Source organism: Pseudoalteromonas sp. 1181_04 (assembly GCF_052850545.1).
The window spans coordinates 1-14,302 of record NZ_VXCS01000025.1; the positions used below are offsets into that span (position 1 = coordinate 1).

General features: G+C 41.1%; 10 protein-coding genes. 2 read left to right on the forward strand and 8 right to left on the reverse strand.

Annotated elements, in window-relative coordinates:
- Window positions 1–357 precede the first annotated feature (357 nt).
- Genes FW757_RS18550 through FW757_RS18565 form a run of 4 tightly spaced genes read right to left on the reverse strand, consistent with a single transcriptional unit; the run spans window position 358 to window position 6,848 of the window.
- Entirely contained in the window at window positions 358–2,760 is a 2,403-nt protein-coding gene (locus FW757_RS18550) for a GNAT family N-acetyltransferase (RefSeq protein WP_446441562.1), read from the reverse strand.
- Complete coding sequence (locus tag FW757_RS18555; protein ID WP_145241671.1) at window positions 2,760–3,956, reverse strand: MFS transporter; 1,197 nt, start codon at window positions 3,954–3,956, stop codon at window positions 2,760–2,762. Before FW757_RS18555 ends, FW757_RS18550 begins: the two co-directional genes overlap by 1 nt.
- Window positions 3,953–5,269 (reverse strand): lysine N(6)-hydroxylase/L-ornithine N(5)-oxygenase family protein, encoded by a 1,317-nt coding sequence (locus tag FW757_RS18560; RefSeq protein ID WP_182718521.1) that lies wholly within the window; start codon window positions 5,267–5,269, stop codon window positions 3,953–3,955. Before FW757_RS18560 ends, FW757_RS18555 begins: the two co-directional genes overlap by 4 nt.
- A complete protein-coding gene (locus tag FW757_RS18565) occupies window positions 5,262–6,848 on the reverse strand; it encodes a pyridoxal phosphate-dependent decarboxylase family protein (protein ID WP_259400366.1) in 1,587 nt (528 codons plus the stop codon). The genes FW757_RS18560 and FW757_RS18565 overlap by 8 nt, the downstream gene beginning before the upstream one ends.
- Window positions 6,849–6,977: 129 nt before the next feature.
- Between FW757_RS18565 and FW757_RS18570 the strand changes: the two genes are divergently transcribed.
- A complete protein-coding gene (locus tag FW757_RS18570; RefSeq protein WP_182740445.1) occupies window positions 6,978–9,065 on the forward strand; it encodes a TonB-dependent siderophore receptor in 2,088 nt (695 codons plus the stop codon).
- A 15-nt stretch (window positions 9,066–9,080) separates the two neighbouring features.
- A complete protein-coding gene (locus FW757_RS18575) occupies window positions 9,081–9,824 on the forward strand; it encodes a siderophore ferric iron reductase (protein WP_182762622.1) in 744 nt (247 codons plus the stop codon).
- A gap of 59 nt (window positions 9,825–9,883) precedes the next feature.
- Here FW757_RS18575 and glmU read toward each other — a convergent pair whose 3' ends face one another.
- The 4 genes from glmU to atpG form a co-directional block, all read right to left on the reverse strand.
- Window positions 9,884–11,242, reverse strand: coding sequence for a bifunctional UDP-N-acetylglucosamine diphosphorylase/glucosamine-1-phosphate N-acetyltransferase GlmU (glmU, locus tag FW757_RS18580; RefSeq protein WP_182762620.1), 1,359 nt, complete (start codon window positions 11,240–11,242; stop codon window positions 9,884–9,886).
- 317 nt (window positions 11,243–11,559) lie between these two features.
- Window positions 11,560–11,982 (reverse strand): F0F1 ATP synthase subunit epsilon, encoded by a 423-nt coding sequence (locus FW757_RS18585; RefSeq protein WP_145241679.1) that lies wholly within the window; start codon window positions 11,980–11,982, stop codon window positions 11,560–11,562.
- Window positions 11,983–11,995: 13 nt separating this feature from the next.
- Window positions 11,996–13,381, reverse strand: a complete 1,386-nt coding sequence (gene atpD / locus FW757_RS18590; RefSeq protein ID WP_145241681.1) for a F0F1 ATP synthase subunit beta — start codon at window positions 13,379–13,381, stop codon at window positions 11,996–11,998.
- Window positions 13,382–13,414: 33 nt separating this feature from the next.
- A complete protein-coding gene (gene atpG, locus FW757_RS18595) occupies window positions 13,415–14,275 on the reverse strand; it encodes a F0F1 ATP synthase subunit gamma (protein WP_145241683.1) in 861 nt (286 codons plus the stop codon).
- Between the last annotated feature and the right edge of the window lie 27 nt (window positions 14,276–14,302).

The window sequence follows — 14,302 nt, forward strand, 5'->3', positions numbered from 1 at the left end:
AAGAACGTTTGAGTTGCCTTAGCGACTCAAGGGAAGCGAATCCTACGCTTTCCTATTTTTTTGTCAACACTTAATTTTTAGTTTCTTAATAAAATATTTCAAAGCTAAGTTTTACTCGACTTACTTACCGTTTGTTCAGCGCTTTTCATTGCTGCCTGCCGGGTCAGTGGATGCGCATTATAGGGATATTCTTGAGGCCGTCAACGCTTTATTTCAGTTTTATTAAATTAATTAAAGATTTGTTCAAAAGGCATACAAACAAGGCCATGCAGCTCTATTTTCGCTTAAATTATCAGCTATGAGAACAATCAAGCTGCGCATACAGACCCGAACCATCTCATAGCTAAATAGTAATTATTAAACAGTTACACTGTTATCTTTTTTAATGGGATTAAATACGGCTATCGGATTGATTAGTTTTCCTTCAAATTTTAGATTTTTTGCCGGATCCGCCAAATCTATCATTTGTTGGTTATTGCTTAACTGCAACCGGTTTAAACACGACAGTGTAAAATCAGCACTAAATAGGTTGTACTTAGTAAACTTCTCTTTTAGCTCTGGGTGTGATTGTTGATAACTAATTACACACTCTGCAACTTGTTGCCAAAAGTCTCGTTCTGAATAGTCGTTTTGCTGATCAAGGATATCAGCCACGAACCTAAAGAAACAATCAAACACATCTGTAAAAATTGACAGCACTTTTAATTCATCGGGCACATCCACAGTTAAGCGTTGAATATTATCCGCCAGTACTAAATCTTTATTAAGAATAGCTATCTCCTCGGCAATATCTTTCATTATTGCTTTGGCTGGAATGTTGTTCTCAAGTAACAGGATCAAGTTTTCACCATGAGGCATAAATACTAAGTCATGGGAGTAGAAACAATGAAGGAGTGGATCTAAGTATGCTTTTAGATATTTAGCAATCCATATATGAGTACCTATCTTGGCTGATTTTATCAAAGCAGGTAATAACGCTTGTCCTTGATTATCTATATGCAGCAGCGACGCCATGGTCATTAAGCGCTGATTACTCTTTATCTTTGGCATTGGGCTTTCACGCCAAAGTGCAGAAAGCATTTTTCGATATGGACTGTATTGATCGGTTGCGGCTTCTAGAGCGTGATTATAATAACCAATTGCTGCAACCTCACGCAGAATTGTAAAACCGGATTCAGCTAAGTACGGATCCTGTGATACTACTTGTGCTACCCAATCGTTAATTGCGGGAGTTGCACTCATATAATAAGGCGATAAACCACGCATGAATCCCATATTCAAAATTGACAGTGCGGTCTTTACATAGCGTTTATGCGGATGTGTTTTATTGAAAAAAGTACGAATAGACTGCTGCGGCTGATATTCATCTTCACTGTATCCTAAGCAAACCAAATGCTGATCAGCAATATCGTTAGAGAATAACGACGCGAGTTTATTAAACCACTGCCAAGGATGAACGGGGAAAAAAAAGTAATCGTCACTATTTACTCCACGCGCTAATAGCTTTTGCTTAAATGACTCTATGGTGTGCGTCGATAGCTCTTGCGTTATGAGTGTTTGATAATCTAAATCATCGGTGGTCGAAAACACCACTCTATCTTTATGCGCACCTAGCCAAACCAGCTGTAAGTGCGCGCCAGTCTCTGGTGCGTATTGGCGATAATCATTGGTATCAAACCCTATTCGACCATTGTTTGCTATAAAGCAAGGATGACCTTCCGTCATCGCACTCTCTACCTGTTGAAAATCCGCAGTGGTGAGCTGCTCAGCAGTCAATGCTGGCAGCTGATGCTTATAAGCACTGCCATATAAAGTACTGGCTATTTCTTCTAAATAAGTAGGCAGCATAGCTTGGCTGATACCTAAACTATGTTGTAACTCACAAATAAAGGCGATTGAATCGAGCTCGGCTACTTGGTTATCTATTTGTTTTTCAATTGAGTCTGCTGCTATATGCCAGTGATTCAAATACCCCAGCTTGGCTTTAAAGCGATAAACAATGGTTTCTTTGTCTGTACTGAGCTCAAAATATTGCCAATCTGCATCTTCATTGGTCAATTGCGGTTTTATCAGCCGCTCATGAGCAAACTCACTCAAAGCTTTGCGAACATGTAACCTATTTACATGCCGCCATAGCTGTGGCGTTAAATGACTGACGGCTTGCTCTGGACTCAGCGGAATGTGCTTCATAGTATTATCCTTATTTAATGCGTGATAAAAGTTATCACGCGTGCAAAATGCGAGATGTGCGGTTTTATGAGTTAACCTAACCGCAGATTGATAACGAAAGCCGGCTTTAGTATTCAAACAATGAATTTTGTTATTGCGAATATCGGGTTCAACAATAACGCGCTGATTTTTGTCATTAGCAAAAATGAAATTCATCACCAGTTGAAACACCGACCAAGTAAAGCCATGCACCTTGTTATTGCTTTGGGCAATCAGAATGTGCATGCCAATATCACCTGCTTTGACGGGGTAATGATTACCTATTTCATCTAATAGAGGGTCATATAACTCAACTAAAAAACACGCGCTATTGTTTGCGTAGCCGATATAAATATCACTATGTGCTAACAGGCTTTGATATTCTTGCTGTAACTGCTCAATAGTAAATTCCTGCATGCCCCAAAACTGCGCATGAGGCTGAGTAACCCACTGGTGAATTAACGCGAGATCTTGTGCTAGGCTAAATGGCCTTAAGCTAAGCTCTGCGATATTAGTAAACTGCTGACAAAAAACAGCTGTTGTAATGGACATTATTGAGCCCTCGTGGTCGATGCCAGATTGGCGCAAGGAGTATGGCGTCGACTTTGCTTGCTCAGTAGCCATAAACAACAAGCTGATATAGCGAGCCCACCAGCGGCGACCCAAAAAGGTATTACTAAACCAGAGCTTTTAACCAGCAAACCCGCGCAGTAAGAAGCTAAAAGTACACCTAAGCTTTGGCAAAAACTGACTTTACTAAAATCTTCAGCGTACTTGTCTGGCGTACTCACTTGGTAAAGCAGCAGATCAAGACGCACAATAATAATGAATAGCGATAGACCGAACAGGCAGCGTCCTGCGATCACTACTAAGTAAAGAGGGCTGGCTTGTAATGCAACGCCTGTAATGATCAACATAAAGACAACTAATAAGTTGATGGGGTTGCGATTTGTGTGCTGCCGCCAATGATTAAAGCACAGCGCAAGCAATGCCATAAAAGCAGGGATAGAAAACACAACACTCGCTAGGACGATACTGGAGGTGTCGCTAATACTTTGCCAATATGCCGCAAAAAAAGGCCGGATCAAAAAAGCACTAAAGTAAAAGCACAACATAACAATGCCAAGTTGATATACAGGCCAACGACTTGATGAAGTGATTGATGTTTTTGCTACTGGAGGCGACTGATTTTTACTAGGCGCTAATCTTATGAGATAGGCGCACACAAAAACCTGAGTAAAATCGCTTAGAGCCATTATTAAAAATGCGGCTTTGCCAGGAAGAGCCGATAACACAAAGCCACCAGCAAGTGCGCCAAGTATGGCGCCAAAGTGCACCACAACACTAAGCATTGCAATCGTCGCAACGTGATTTTTTTTCGCTTCCAAGCTCATTAAGTATGGATAAACCAGTAAATAGCTGGCTTTAAAAGCAAACATAGCCATGGAGGAAAACCAAAACCAATTTAAGTCGCTAGCAAAAAAGCTACTGACACTAAATACACCCGCAGCAATTTGGCTATAAACCAATAAAGGTAGCACATTAATGTATTTACTAATGAAGGCCCAAATAGGAAAACATACCATGACAACAAAGCAGCTGGCAGCAATGTAAGTGCCAACATAGGCAGGGTCACTTATATTAAATACCGCACTAAAGAAAGTAGGATAAAACGGCAATAACATTGAATCACTGAGCACTGCAAATACCGTTACCGCGATCAACAAAACTTTAAACTGCTTACTCATGCGCGAAACTGCTCTACTTCGTCGCTTAACTCATAATTGGGCGCAGCAAACTCCTGAAAAGCTATTTTACGTTCTATTGGATAATATTCATGTCCGGTGATCGCACGAATAATACAAGAGTTGCGATAACATGCCATGCCTAAATCAGGAGTCACAAAACCATGGGTGTGTTGCTCTGTATTTTGTACAAAAATACGTTGATGCTGCTTGTCTATTGAGTAATTACGAGCAACTTGATAAAGCCCCGCGTCGTCACTATCAATGCAATGACTGATCCCAGCTAAAAAGCTCGGTTGGTAAGACTGATAACCCGTTGCAAAAATAACGCTTTGGGTGTTTAGTGAATAACCTTGCTGCTGTTCAGTTTGCTCTAAGCTAAGTTCAAAACCCTGCTGGTGGCTCAGGTAGGTCATATCAATCAATGCCGAGTTTGTGTGCAAGCTTACTGGCAATTTAGCTGTTAGCCGTTTGCTATAAAGCAAATCAAAAATATTGTTGATCAATTCGCTATTAATACCTTTATAGAGATTATGCTGACGACGATTTAACTGCTGGCGTTTTTGTTCTGGTAATTGATAAAAATAATCAACGTATTCTGGTGAGGTCATTTCTAACGTTAATTTAGTGTATTCGAGCGGGTAAAACCGTGAAGAACGAGTAAGCCAATTTAGTTGATAATTATGCTGATCAATCTCTTGTAATAAATCATAAAAAATCTCAGCGGCACTTTGCCCGCTACCAATAATGCTGATCGACTGTTTTTGCTGTAATTGGCTTTTATTGGCTAAGTAGTTGCTAGAATGAATAACCCCCTCTTGCAACTTAAATGCTTGAGCACATTGAGGATGACGTGGCACCGGCCCGGTGCCTAACACTAAATGTTTAGCTAGATACACTTGTTCTGCTGTTTGTACTATATAAATATCTTCGTCTTGGCTGTACTCAACATGCTGAACCTCTGAATTAAAACGTATATTAGGCAGCTGCTTTGTTGCCCACTGGCAATACTGATTATATTCTTGGCGAAGTAAGAAAAAGTTTTCCCTAATATAAAAAGAATACAGTCGACCTTGCTGCTTTATATAGTTTAAAAAGCTATAAGGGCTAGTTGGGTCAGCAAGCGTTACCAAGTCAGACATAAAGGGGGTTTGTAAACTTACCTCAGGAAGCATCATGCCTGGATGCCAATTAAACTCAGCTTTTTTATCTAAAAAGAGACTGCTGACTCCTTCAAGTGGCGCAGTTAAACATGCCAGACTTAAATTAAATGGCCCTAAACCAATACCAATAACATCATAAATGGACTTATCCATAGCTAACTTCCTCCAGTGCAAGACTTAAAGGAGCATGTTCGTTCGCTAAATCACTTGCTAAGTATTGATAACCATATTGCTTTATAAGCCTTACAACTTGCTGGATATCATTGATAGTGGTGGCACAGTTCAGTAAGGTGAACTTTAAATATTGTTTATCTGCTACCTTAGTTGCCGCGATCAACGCCTCACCTTGGCGAGATAACTGTTTACGAATATATTTATTTACGGCGTCCAATTCACTATCTGTAGCACCGCTATCGCCAACAAAACGAAATACCAGTGTACTTAACTGCGGCTGATGAATAATTTCAATATCTGCTTCAGAGGCTAATAACAAATAACCTTGTCGTGCTAAATGCATCACTTGTTCAAATGCTACACCTAAGTTTTGAGCTCCTACCGTACGCAGTGAAAACCACAACTTTAACGCATCAAAACGTCGTGTGGTTTGAATGCTCTTATTGCATAGATCTGGCGTTCCCGCTTGTTGCTGACTTAATGGGTTTAAATATTCGGCATGATAAGTAACAACTGATAGATGTTGCTTATCTTTTACAAAAAAAGCACTGCAGCTAACAGGCTGAAAAAATGACTTATGGTAATCAATAGTGACCGAATCTGCGCATTCAATACCCGCTAACTTGTGTTTATTATTGGGCGTTATTAATAAGCCCCCGCCATAAGCAGCATCAACATGAAGCCACGCACCACAGCGCTTAGCTATTTCAGCTATCTGCGTTAATGGATCGATACTACCAAAATCAGTTGTTCCAGCTGTTGCAACGATGGCCATAACGATATCGCCTTGTTGCTGACAGTGTTCGATCGCCTGATTTAAAGCGGTCATATCCATTCTAAAATATTCATCACACGGAACGCTTACAACAGCATCGTAACCAAGTCCTAAAATTGCGGCGGCTTTTTGAATACTAAAATGGCTAACTTTTGAGGTGAAAATTTTTAGTCGCCTAAAGTCGTGTGGTAAACCTTGCTGTTTATTAGTATGCCCTGCATATAACTGGCACTGAAAATCACGAGCTAACAACATCGCCATCAAATTAGATTGCGTACCACCACTGGTAAATACGCCATCAGCCTGCTCACCAAGCGCCAGTTTTGAGAGTGTCCAATCTACGATACTTTGTTCAATAAAAGTGGCACCACCACTTTGATCCCAGGTCTCTACAGCAGTATTAATCGAAGTAGCGAGCAATTCAGCAAGGATACTTTGATAAACAATCGGACAATTTAAATGCGCGAGATAGCGTGGATTATTAAAATAAACAGCATCTTTAAGATAAAGCTGAGCAACTTCTTCTAGTGCGTCCGGTATATCAAACAGCGGTTGATTAAGGTCAATACCAATAAATTTTTTAGCTAGCTCCTGCGGTAATATACCGCTAAATGGTTTTTGTTGTGTTGCGATTGTTTGCTCCAACAATTGCATAACCTGCTCAAGACCTATTTTAAAATTATCTATATTTTCCTTATTAAACATTGAATTAAGCATTGAACTTGCTTCATTAGTTGAAGCTTGCTGCTGTGAATCCGCCAGTAACACATTTAACTGAACCATGAGCACGATCACCTTTAATTGAAAACAATTGATAAATCTAAATGAGAATGTATACTAATCGCGTTTCCAATAAAGTGTCAATGGTTTAATTCTAGTAAAATTTAAGGAGTGATTGTGTTAAAAAAATCAATGTTTGGACTATCTGCAATATCATTATGTTTAATGAGTAACTATGGGTTTGCTGCAGAAAAGCCAGCCGCAGACGACATAGAAAGTATTGAAGTATATGGAAAAAGTTATCGTTCAACAGGGACCAAATCGAGTTTGACGCCGATTGAATCGCCTATGAGTTTTGAGGTTTACGACAATAAATTACTAGAGTTACGCCAAGTAGATACCGTTAATGAAGCATTGCGCTATGTTTCTGGGATCACACCTGAAAATCGCAGTACAGTAACGATTTTTGACCAATATACGATTCGTGGTTTTGAAAGTTACCGTAATTTTTACGATGGTTTACCGCTGCAATACAACCTAGCTTATAACTTAGCTCCACAAGTAGATGCGTATGCAACACAAAGTGTCGAAATTTTAAAAGGCCCAGCATCGGTTTTATACGGATCGGCACCTCCAGGTGGCATGGTTAACCAAACAGCAAAAACGCCACAAGCATCCTCTGAGCACAATATTAGAGCCCGAATTGGTAGCAATAGCTTGGCTGAATTAGCTTTAGATAGCACAGGCGCTATTACCGACGGCGTTAATTATCGCTTTATTGCAATTGCCCGTAGCCGCGACGGCCAACAGCAAACAACCGAAGAAGAAAGAATCACCATTGCGCCCTCAGTAACTTTTGAGATAAGTGAGCAAACAAGCTTAAACCTTAACTTATATTATCAAGACGATCCTAAAATGGTGCCATCAACGCCATTACCCGCGAAAGGCACACTTTACGAAGCCAGTTACGGTAAGTTAGATGCTGATGCGTATGCTGGCGATGAAAACTGGGCTGAGTTTGCTCGTGAAGTCACTATGATCGGGTATAAATTAAATCATGAATTTTCAGATTCAATTTCGTTTTTACAAAACTTTCGTTATACCAATGCCGATGCCACGCAACAAAATAGCTATGACTTCGGCTTAGCGGATGCAGATAAAATTTTAACTCGTACTGCCTATAAAACCATTGAAGACGCTGAAGGCTTCGTGATTGATAACCAACTCGCTGTGCAATTTGGTTTAGCGAATACTAATCATCAGCTATTATTTGGCTTTGAATATCAAACCCTTGATTCTACATTTGACTATGCCGACACTTTTGGTGCAAATACGCCAACACTTGATTTATCAAATCCAGATCACAGCCAGTTTAATGCAGCTACTACAGCCGCTTTAGATAGCTATCGTCAATTTAGCCGTTTAGAGCAATCTCAACGCGGTTTTTATCTTCAAGATGAGATAAAGCTCGATGCGCTGACAGTGATTGCTGGCCTTCGTTATGATAATTACTACAGTGTTACAGATGATACGAAAAGCGGTATATCTAGTAGTCAAGAAATCGATCAAAGCGATACCACTTTTCGTATTGCAGCAATTTATACCTTTGATAATAACATTGCTCCTTATGCCAGTTACTCAGAATCATTCGAGCCCACTTCGGGGGTAGATACCTTAACTGGCAAAGCATTTAAACCAACGACCGCAGAGCAAATTGAAGTCGGGATGAAATATCACAACAATGATGCAACAACTAAAGTAACCGCGGCCTTTTTTGATTTGCGCAAACAAGATGTGGTGGTTAACACTCCAGACTTTATGAAATACACACAAAATGGTGAAGTACAATCGAAGGGTTTTGAGATCAGTGTTTATCAGCAACTCACTGACACTCTTGATGTTACTGTAAATCTAACAGATATGGATGTTGAGGTAATAGATAATCCACAAAACCCGGCATTGGAAGGTAAAACACCAATTTGGGTAGCAGAGCAACAAGCCTCAATGTGGTTAAATTACTTCTTTAACGATGCACTGGAATTTAATGGCGGTGTACGTTATGTCGGTGAAAGTCAGTTAGATGCCTTAAATTCCGATACAGTACCGGGTTATACCTTGCTTGATGCTGCCGCTAGCTATCGTTTTAACGACAGCTATAAAATCGGTTTAGCCGTGAGTAACTTAACAGACAAACGTTATGTGGGTGCTTGTTTTGATATAAATGGCTGTTGGATGGGCGCTGAGCGCAGTGTTGAGCTTAGTTTAAACGCCTCATTTTAAGTATTTAAACTCGTTATGAACGCTGAACAACTCGCCCTTAGTAAGCTGTTAAAGCTTGCTAAGGGCTACCACAGTGCTTTAAAAGTACCAGAACAATCAACAGATTGGCTCGATATACAATCGAGTTCATTGCTGGTTGCAAGGTTACACCAGTATTGGCAGCAGCAATACCCCGCTGCTGGGCGCAGTTATTGGGCAATCAAAAGCTGGGGAATGCTGTATTGGCAACCTGTCTATTTAGCGCTTATCAGCGTTCATGAACTTAATATGAGCTTTTCTTTGCAAAACTTTAAGCAACACTATCAGCAAGGTGTTATTGCAGGGCTGCAACTATCCACTATAAAAGCGCAGTACCATCAAAACCAGCAACAGGCAGTAACGGATATGGCTGCCCATTTGAAACGCTATGTTGTTAAGTTACTCACAGATTTAAACCTCGTTGCAAGGCTTAATGAGCGTTTGGCGATGCCCTTATTAGCTGACACGCTATTAGCAATACTACTACTTCATGCAAAGCGAAAGCCGCAGTTTAATATTCAAGTAATGGCAGCGCACTGGTTGCATGCTCTCGATATCTCAGAGGCGGGGGAGTTTATTATGCTTACAGCTTGCTCAGACTCATTAGCATTAACGCGAAAAACATGTTGTTTGCATTACCAAATAGGTAATGTTGCAAAGTGCGCTAATTGCCCAAAACAACCTCAGCAAATTAAAGTTCAACGGATGCAACAGGAGTTAATAGCAGTATGTTACAGCTAAATAAAAAGCAAAAAGCGAGTATAAACTCGCTTTTCTAGCTAAGGTAAACACTACTGCGCTTACTTTTTAACTGGGCGTTTCCAACCGGTTAAGTTGCGCTGTTTTGAACGTGCGATTGCTAGCTGTTCATCTTCAACGGTGCTAGTGATCACAGAACCTGCACCAACAGTTGCTGTTGCGCCAATGTTTACCGGTGCAACAAGCGATGAGTTAGAGCCAATAAAGGCATTATCACCAATAATGGTTTTGGCTTTATTTACGCCATCGTAGTTACAGGTAATAGTACCGGCACCAATATTTACTTTTTCGCCAATTTCAGCATCGCCTAAGTAAGAAAGATGATTTGCTTTAGAGCCTTTGCCTAAACGGGTTTTTTTCATCTCAACAAAGTTACCAATATGCGAGTCTTCTTCCATAATGGCACCTGGGCGCAGGCGAGCATAAGGACCTAAAGTACACTTGTCGGCTACGCTTGCATCATCAATTAAGGTATTAGCTTTAATAATCACGTTATCGCCAATCGTACAATTTTTAAGTACGCAGTTAGGGCCAATTTCAACGTTATTACCAAGAGTAACTTTACCTTCAAAAATAACGTTTACATCAATTAGTACATCTTCACCCGTTGTCACTTCGCCGCGTACATCAATGCGAGCAGGATCGGCAAGCGTTGCACCATTAAGCATTAACTGTTCGGCTTGCCATGCTTGATAAGCACGCTCAAGACCTGCAAGTTGTACGCGGTTATTTGCACCTTCAACTTCCATTGGATGATCTGGTTGTGCTGAGCTTATCTCTACACCTTCACTGTGCGCCATGGCGACTATATCTGTGAGGTAGTATTCACCTTGCGCGTTTTCGTTAGATAAGTTGCCTAACCAGCTTTTGAGTAATTTACCATTTACAGCCATGATGCCAGTGTTTACTTCGTTAATAAGTAATTGCTCTGCGCTTGCATCTTTTTGCTCAACAATCCCAACTAGCTTGCCATCAACACGTAACATGCGGCCATAACCATTAGGGTTAGCTAAATTTACAGTAAGCACGGCTAAGCCGTTTTCAGGTGTGGCAGCGAGTAAACGCTCAAGGGTTGATTGCTTTGTTAATGGTACGTCACCGTATAAAACCAATACAGTGTCTTCATCATTAATATGTGGGTTTGCTTGTGCCACCGCATGGCCAGTACCAAGCTGCTCAGCTTGAAGTACCCAGTTTACATCGTTGTCAGCAAGTTGTTGTTGTAATAATTCGCCGCCATGACCAAAAACTAAGTTAGTAGATGTCGCACCGAGTGCTTTAGCATTATCGATAACGTGTTGCACCATAGGTTTACCGGCAACTTTATGCAGCACCTTAGGTAGAGCAGAGCGCATACGAGTACCTTTACCCGCAGCAAGAATTACAGTAGTAAGTGACATTAAAACAATTTCCTTCTTTCTTTGTTTTATTGAAATAAATAAGCGCGTGTAAATTCAAAAAGATTACGTAAGTCACATCATGTGCACTTACTCAATGGCAATCTAGCAGTAGCCACTGAATCTAAGCTGAAATCACAACTTGCTTTGTATTAGTTATATTGTAACGGGGATCGATGAAGGATATAAGTAAAAATAATGATAAAGAGCTGTAAAAGTAGAGTTTAGAAAAATGATAGCGTTCTAATAAAATAACAATGCAGTATATTTCAAGCACAAAAAAGCCCACATAAAGTGGGCTTTTTGAAAACCAGATAGGCTTACTTTTTACGTAATTGCTGAATAACGCGTAGCTGTGCAATTGCTTCTGCAAGTTGTACTGCTGCTTGTTGATAATCTAATTCAGCGGCTGAAGAATTCGCCATTTGCGCTTCAGCTTCACGTTTAGCTGCTTCTGTTGCTTGTTCGTCAAGGTCTTCACCACGAACCGCTACATCAGCCAAAATAGTCACTATGTTCGGTTGCACTTCTAGAGTACCACCAGCAACATACATTACTTCTTCGTGACCAAATTGCTTTACTAAACGTACCATACCAGGTTTAAGGGCAGTCAATAGTGGCGCATGTCCTGGGTTTACACCTAGTTCACCTTCACTACCGCTTACTTGAATCGATTCAACCAGACCAGAGAATAACTTCCGCTCTGCGCTTACTACGTCAAGATGTACAGTCATAGCTGCCATACTACCCTCCTAATTACATGTTTTTGGCTTTTTCTTGAGCTTCTTCGATAGAGCCAACCATGTAGAACGCTTGCTCTGGCATATCATCAAATTCACCGTTTAAGATGCCTTTGAAGCCAGCAATTGTGTCTTTAAGTGACACGTATTTACCCGGTGATCCTGTGAAAACCTCTGCCACGAAGAATGGCTGAGATAGGAAACGTTGGATTTTACGTGCACGAGATACAAGTTGCTTATCTTCGTCAGAAAGCTCGTCCATACCTAGGATTGCAATGATGTCTTTAAGTTCTTTATAACGCTGAAGAACTGTCTGAACGCCACGTGCTGTATCGTAGTGCTCTTGACCAATTACTAATGGATCAAGTTGACGTGAAGATGAATCAAGTGGGTCTACCGCTGGGTAGATACCAAGTGACGCGATATCACGCGAAAGTACTACTGTTGCATCTAAGTGAGCAAACGTTGTTGCTGGAGATGGATCCGTTAAATCATCCGCAGGTACGTATACCGCTTGGATTGAAGTGATTGAACCCGTCTTAGTAGATGCGATACGCTCTTGCAGTACACCCATTTCTTCAGCAAGTGTAGGCTGGTAACCTACCGCTGATGGCATACGACCAAGAAGTGCAGATACTTCAGTACCAGCAAGTGTGTAACGGTAGATGTTATCTACGAAGAAAAGTACGTCGCGACCTTCGTCACGGAACTTTTCAGCCATAGTAAGACCTGTTAACGCTACGCGTAAACGGTTACCTGGAGGCTCATTCATCTGACCGTATACAAGCGATACTTTATCAAGTACGTTTGAATCGTTCATTTCATGGTAGAAATCGTTACCCTCACGAGTACGCTCACCAACACCGGCGAATACTGAGTAGCCGCTGTGCTCGATTGCGATGTTACGAATAAGTTCCATCATGTTTACGGTTTTACCAACACCGGCACCACCGAATAAACCAACTTTACCACCTTTAGCGAATGGACATACAAGGTCGATTACCTTGATACCAGTTTCTAAAAGTTCTACTGAACTTGATTGCTCTTCGTATGAAGGCGCTGCACGGTGAATAGACATACGGTCTTCTTCGCCGATTGGACCAGCTTCATCGATTGGCTCACCAAGTACGTTCATGATACGACCAAGCGTTGCTTTACCAACTGGAACTTGAATCGCTTCACCTGTGTTTGATACTAATGCACCACGGCGTAAACCGTCAGTAGTACCTAGTGCGATAGTACGTACCACACCGCCACCTAGCTGTTGTTGAACTTCTAGAGTCAAACCAGCTAAATCGCCATCTGTTATTTTTAACGCGTCATATACGGCTGGCACGCTGTCTTGTGAAAATTCAATATCCACAACGGCGCCGATAATTTGGACGACCTTACCTAAACTCATGTCTATTCCTCTCGTTAATCTTTGCCCGAAGCATTAAACTGCTGCTGAACCAGAACAAATCTCACTAATTTCTTGTGTGATTGCCGCTTGGCGAGCCTTGTTATAAACAAGCTGTAACTCATCCATAAGGTCGCCTGCGTTATCAGTTGCAGCTTTCATTGCAACCATACGGGCGGCCTGTTCAGAGGCAGCATTTTCAACTACACCTTGGTATACTTGAGATTCCACAAAACGAACCATTAATGTATCCAAAATTGCTTTTGGATCTGGTTCGTAAATGTAATCCCAACGGTGTGCAAGTTCTTTGCTTTCGTCTTTTGGCAAAGGCAACAACTGATCGATTGTTGGCTCTTGCTTCATGGTATTTACAAACTTGTTGTAAACCACATACAAGCGGTCTAATTTGCCTTCATTGAATGCTTCTAGCATTACTTTTACCGGACCAATTACGTCGGTAATAGAAGGCGCATCGCCTAACCCTGATTTTTTGGCAAGTACTGTTCCACCAAAACGGTTAAAGAAAGTGCCGGCTTTTGAGCCCATAACTGCGAAATCTGCAGAAACACCTTTTTCTTTCCACGCTTTGATATCTAAAGATACTTTCTTAAACTCATTAGAGTTCAAGCCACCACATAAACCACGGTCGGTAGAAATGACGATATAACCAACGCGCTTGACCTCACGCTCTTCCATATATGGATGGCGATATTCAAGGTTAGCATTAGCAACATGACCGATCACTTTGCGTAAATTTTCAGCGTACGGACGGCTTGAAGCCACTCGTTCCTGTGCCTTTTTCATTTTAGACGCAGCAACCATTTCCATAGCGCTAGTGATCTTTTGAGTATTTTTAATACTACCGATCTTGCTTTTAATCTCTTTTCCGCTGGCCATGACTCTTTCTCCGAATCAAGGTGTGCT

Coding starts and splice junctions, on each gene's coding strand:
- FW757_RS18550 (WP_446441562.1), bottom strand. CDS start 2,760: ATGTCCATTACAACAGCTGTTTTTTGTCAGCAGTTTACTAATATCGCA.
- FW757_RS18555 (WP_145241671.1), bottom strand. CDS start 3,956: ATGAGTAAGCAGTTTAAAGTTTTGTTGATCGCGGTAACGGTATTTGCA.
- FW757_RS18560 (WP_182718521.1), bottom strand. CDS start 5,269: ATGGATAAGTCCATTTATGATGTTATTGGTATTGGTTTAGGGCCATTT.
- FW757_RS18565 (WP_259400366.1), bottom strand. CDS start 6,848: ATGGTTCAGTTAAATGTGTTACTGGCGGATTCACAGCAGCAAGCTTCA.
- FW757_RS18570 (WP_182740445.1), top strand. CDS start 6,978: ATGTTTGGACTATCTGCAATATCATTATGTTTAATGAGTAACTATGGG.
- FW757_RS18575 (WP_182762622.1), top strand. CDS start 9,081: ATGAACGCTGAACAACTCGCCCTTAGTAAGCTGTTAAAGCTTGCTAAG.
- glmU (WP_182762620.1), bottom strand. CDS start 11,242: ATGTCACTTACTACTGTAATTCTTGCTGCGGGTAAAGGTACTCGTATG.
- FW757_RS18585 (WP_145241679.1), bottom strand. CDS start 11,982: ATGGCAGCTATGACTGTACATCTTGACGTAGTAAGCGCAGAGCGGAAG.
- atpD (WP_145241681.1), bottom strand. CDS start 13,381: ATGAGTTTAGGTAAGGTCGTCCAAATTATCGGCGCCGTTGTGGATATT.
- atpG (WP_145241683.1), bottom strand. CDS start 14,275: ATGGCCAGCGGAAAAGAGATTAAAAGCAAGATCGGTAGTATTAAAAAT.